Raw genomic sequence first — 4,263 nt, 5'->3', positions numbered from 1 at the left:
TTCCCCACGCAGGTGGAGAACACGCAGGCCGGGGAGAGAAACATTGTCCCAGGAAACAGGGGCCGACAGCCATAGGGACAGTGTATGAAGCTGCTTTAGCCCGGAGAGAACTTCTACACCCTCACACTTTTCCATTAGGGTTAGTTCCTCCAGATTGGGATAATCTCGCAGGAAGGACAGATTCACCTTCCGCTCTCCCGTCACAGATAGGCACCGTACCGCATCCGGCTTTCGCCCATTCAGATCAATCTTTTCTCCGCCGCGCCAGAAAACTGCGGTGCAATATGCCTGTTCCATTTTGCTTCTCTCCTTATTCTGCTACCAAAACAGTCCTGTTGTACTCATGCCAGTTCCGCATCCAGAATCTGCACCTGTTGCCCTTTTTCATTCACATAGTAAAGTGCAATGTAGTCGATGCCGTCCCGCTTGACCTGCTCCCAGGGCATCCGCTCACCGTTGATCAGTTCTACGGTATCCGCTTCGTCCACCTCAAAGTCCTCTTTTTCGTTCTCATAGTCGTTGCCGCAGCCCAGCTCCAGCACCAACTTGGAGGCAGGGATTTCATACCGCTTGAGGGGGCGGTGTTCCAGTTCTGCCGGATCATGCTCATCGCAGAACAGGTTGTTATAGCCATGCCGCCCGTTGTCGAAGATGACAAATGTCTCGCCGCTCTCCGGGTCACGGGCTGCCACCAATCCAGGGGCCTCGTCGCCATCTATGATATAGGGTTGGGGCTCTCCCTTCACCGTGAACAACTCTCCGTAATACCAAACCTCCAGCAGTTCATTTCCAGCAGAGGAGCAGAGGGTCACGGTGGGCAGGCGCTTTTGTGCCTGTTCCTTAACATGGCCCTCCAGCCAGGTGGGAATTTGGGGAAGGGACGCCCCTTTCTCCTGGTTGGCGGGCGACGCCTGTGCATCGTTCCACGGCTCCATATCCAGGCTGATGATCCATCCCGTATAATCGCTGTACTCCATTGTGGTGTGCGCCCGGATATAATCCTCGCCCCAGAGGGCCACATCCGCTTTGCTGTACCAGGTAGTCTGGGTTACGCCGTCCTCATTGGTAACATCGCAGCAGAGATAATCTTCCGCTTTTCCGTTTCTCAGTGCTACCATACGGAGGATTCTGGTGTCTTCAGGGGTGATGTCTCGAAAGTTTAATGTTAATGCCATTGGGCAGCCTCCTTGTAGTAAAAGATTTCGCAGATCTCTTTACGCATCCTGTGATCGAAAAATTTCAGAATACCGCTCTTTCAGTTCCTTCGGAGCCGTCTTAATGACCTTGCTGCCGCCGTTTTCAGAGGCTTGCCCCCAGATGGCCCAGAGCAGGCTCTGCCAAGCGATGGCCCGGAATTTCGGGTCTTCGTTTTCTTCCGGCAGGAGATAAGCGGAAAAGCGGCGCTTGACTGCCAGCAGTGCATCCAGGCTTTCCCCATTGGCGATCAGGCTGCGGAATTCTCTGGCAGGCTCCAGCCACTGCATAGATAATGCGCCCCGCACCAATACCCCCAGTGTCCATAATTGAAACCCAAACTTCCGAATCAAGGCATGAAGAAATTTTCCTTGCAGGGAGGAGTGCTCGTCGTCGCAGAGATCCAGATACTCCGTCACCAGCGGCGCCCACGGTTCTCCCTCCAGCCCCAGGGCAAACACGGCGAAGGTGCCGGGCATCGCACAGGCTTCATCCGCAAGGTTTTGATACCACTCAAACTCCCGCATAGCCAAACGAGCGTATCGCTCCATAGCCGGATGAAGATCAGGGTGCTGCACAGCACAGGCAAAGAGCTGATTGACGCCCTTTTTGGGCAAGCCGGGAATGGGCAGATAGAGTTTTTCCTTCCCACGGAACTCCACCGAGTAACTGCGGGGAAATTCCTCCTGTTCCAACACCGCACACAGGTAGTCCAGGATTTCAGCATAGCACTCCTCGGTGGAGTCCCTGGCGGTGATGCGGATGGCAGCAAACGCATCATTGGCCGATGCGGTGAAATGCTCCGTCTTACGCCGCTGGATGTCCTTTGGCAATTTGCCGCTGCCAGCTGTTTTCAGCTGCTTCACCATATCCGGGCGAAGCTGGGAAACCAGATCAAGGTAGTGTTCGGTTATAACCGTATTATCGCTGGCTCCATACACCGTATAGCAGACCGCCACATAGCAGGTAAAGCGCAGTAGGTTCTCGTCCACATCCTCCGGCCGTAGCTCCGGCCATGCGGTACAGAGTGGGAAAGGCGAAAAGTAGTCCTCATTCTCTCTAATCTCAAAAAACCTCTCCTGCACCTGGTGTTTGATGTATTTTCCCAAGGTGTAGCCAATCTCCCTCCAGCCCACCAGCCGCCGTAGGGCATCGCAGAATATAACAGCTTCCTCGTAGGGGAATCCCTTCAAAGGCAGTTTGGACAGATACCGCTCCAGGAGTTGGCTGGGAAGAAAGGGCGTTCCGCTTTGGTTCCGAACGACCACCGGATAGCCGGAATGGTTTTCTTTTGCAGTTCCATCCAACACATCCTGGATGCACTGATCGGCGTGTTCCAGCACTTCGGGATTCGTATCTGGTTTCTGGATCAAATAATAACGACCTTGTACGCCGTCGCGTTTCGGCAAACTCATAGCAGGCCACCACTTCCTTCCAGGTTCTTCGTTATCGGAATAAAAATCTGTCGGTAAAGTTCCTTCAGTTCCTCCGAAGCTGCTTCCACCACTTTCTGACCACCCTTGGCGCTGGCTTTGCCCCAGATCACATAGCAGACCGTTTCCCATGCGTATTGCAGCACTTCCTCCGGGCTGGCTTCTGTTTCTTCTGCGGGTTTCTCGTCCTCGTCATCATCGTCATCATCGTCATCCTCGTCGGAGGAAAAACCGCTTGGAACGATCTCAGACAGGTGGATTTTTGCCTCCAGCAGAGCGTCCAGGCTTTCTGCGTTTGCCATCCACGCGGCATAGTCCTTGGAATACTTCATGTTCTGCATGGACAGCACCCCACGGACAAATACAGGGACGGTATCGGCGGTAAATCCGAACTGTTTCACATACTCCCGGAGGAATTTTTCCTGTAAGTGGGAGTGCTCATCATCACAGAGATCGAGATAATCCCATACCAGCTGCCGCCACTCTTGCCCCAGCATTCCCAGAGCGAACACGGCAAAACTTCCGGGGAGCGCGCACTGCTCATCGCTGAGATTGGTGTACTGCTCATATTGCCGCATGGCAAGCCGGGCGTACCGTTCCATCAGGGGGTGGAGGCCGGGGTACTGCACGGCACAGGCAAAGAGCTGGTTTACTCCCTTTTTGGGCAGACCTGTGATGGGAAGATACCTCTTTTCCGGTCCTTTGAACTCCACCGCATAGCTGCGGGGAAAATCCTCCTGCTCCAGAAGCTCACACAGGTAGTTCAGCACTTCACGGCAGCATTCCTCCGTATTGTCCCTGGCAGTAATACGGATTGCAGCAAAGGCATCGTTGGCCGATGCGGTGAAGTGCTCTGTTTTCCGCTTTTGCAGGTTGAGCGGCAACCTGCCGGTCCCATGTTCTTTCAGCTTTTTCACCATATCCGGACGGACTTTCTCCACCAATCCAAAGAGGTAATTGGCGTCCAGATACTGAAAGTCCATACCATATACCTTATAGCTCACCGCCACATAGCAGGCGAAACGCAGCAGCGGCTCCGGGACCTGCTCTGCACGGATACCTGGTTTTAGGGAATACTCCCGATCCCAGAAGTGGTCATCTTCATTGCCTGTCACGATAAAATATTTCTCCTGTAGCTCCCGTTGCAGCATATCAAGTAGATGGTGGTCAATTTCACCCCACCGGCTCTGGCGGCGCAGGTTTTCGCTGAAGGCGATGGCCTTTTCCGCGTCAAGGGTCTCGGCCCGCTGCGCTTCGGTCCATGTCCGAAGCAGTTGCCACACCTCAAAGGGCGCGCCTTCGCTGCTGACCACTACCGGCGGCCAGTGGCAATCAAGCCGCGTGATTCTCCCGTCAATGGCATCCTGGATACACTGGTCAAAGAGCGGTTGCAGTTCTTCCTGCACCTCGAGCTTCATCCAGTAACAGCGCCCGTCCGCACTATTTCGTTTTGGTAAATTCATATCAGGCCACCTCTTTCCGAACAATAAAAAATGCCCCACGCCGCACTGTCATAAAGACAGGCTGACGCAGGGCATGAAGAAGCCGCGTTGAAGAAGCCGCATCCACCAGCGGATGTAGTTTCTTCAACAACCAAAATATTTTTTTCGTATCTTAAAGCAGCAAATTGCTGTCC

Annotated in this window: 3 protein-coding genes and 1 pseudogene; all 4 read right to left on the bottom strand. The window is 53.9% G+C overall.

Features of this window, described 5'->3' with window-relative positions; all coding sequences use genetic code 11:
• Positions 1 to 297: pseudogene (locus ACMP1L_RS10015) on the bottom strand (hypothetical protein); the annotation flags it as partial.
• Positions 298 to 341: 44 nt separating this feature from the next.
• The gene (locus ACMP1L_RS10010) at positions 342 to 1,175 is read right to left on the bottom strand and encodes a hypothetical protein (RefSeq protein ID WP_347296287.1); all 834 of its coding nucleotides are present in this window, start codon (positions 1,173 to 1,175) and stop codon (positions 342 to 344) included.
• A gap of 39 nt (positions 1,176 to 1,214) precedes the next feature.
• Positions 1,215 to 2,609: a DUF6138 family protein gene (locus ACMP1L_RS10005; RefSeq protein WP_418452930.1), complete on the bottom strand. Its 1,395-nt coding sequence runs from the start codon at positions 2,607 to 2,609 to the stop codon at positions 1,215 to 1,217.
• The gene (locus ACMP1L_RS10000; RefSeq protein WP_418452929.1) at positions 2,606 to 4,090 is read right to left on the bottom strand and encodes a DUF6138 family protein; all 1,485 of its coding nucleotides are present in this window, start codon (positions 4,088 to 4,090) and stop codon (positions 2,606 to 2,608) included. The genes ACMP1L_RS10005 and ACMP1L_RS10000 overlap by 4 nt, the downstream gene beginning before the upstream one ends.
• Positions 4,091 to 4,263: the final 173 nt, after the last annotated feature.

Source organism: Ventrimonas sp. (assembly GCF_048380235.1).
Classification (GTDB): domain Bacteria; phylum Bacillota; class Clostridia; order Lachnospirales; family Lachnospiraceae; genus Brotaphodocola.
The sequence above is the reverse complement of the archived record's forward strand: the minus strand, read 5'-3'. Positions and strand labels throughout refer to the sequence as shown.

Excerpts from the sequence above, each read along its gene's own strand:
- ACMP1L_RS10010 (WP_347296287.1), bottom strand. The coding sequence starts at position 1,175 with ATGGCATTAACATTAAACTTTCGAGACATCACCCCTGAAGACACCAGA.
- ACMP1L_RS10005 (WP_418452930.1), bottom strand. The coding sequence starts at position 2,609 with ATGAGTTTGCCGAAACGCGACGGCGTACAAGGTCGTTATTATTTGATC.
- ACMP1L_RS10000 (WP_418452929.1), bottom strand. The coding sequence starts at position 4,090 with ATGAATTTACCAAAACGAAATAGTGCGGACGGGCGCTGTTACTGGATG.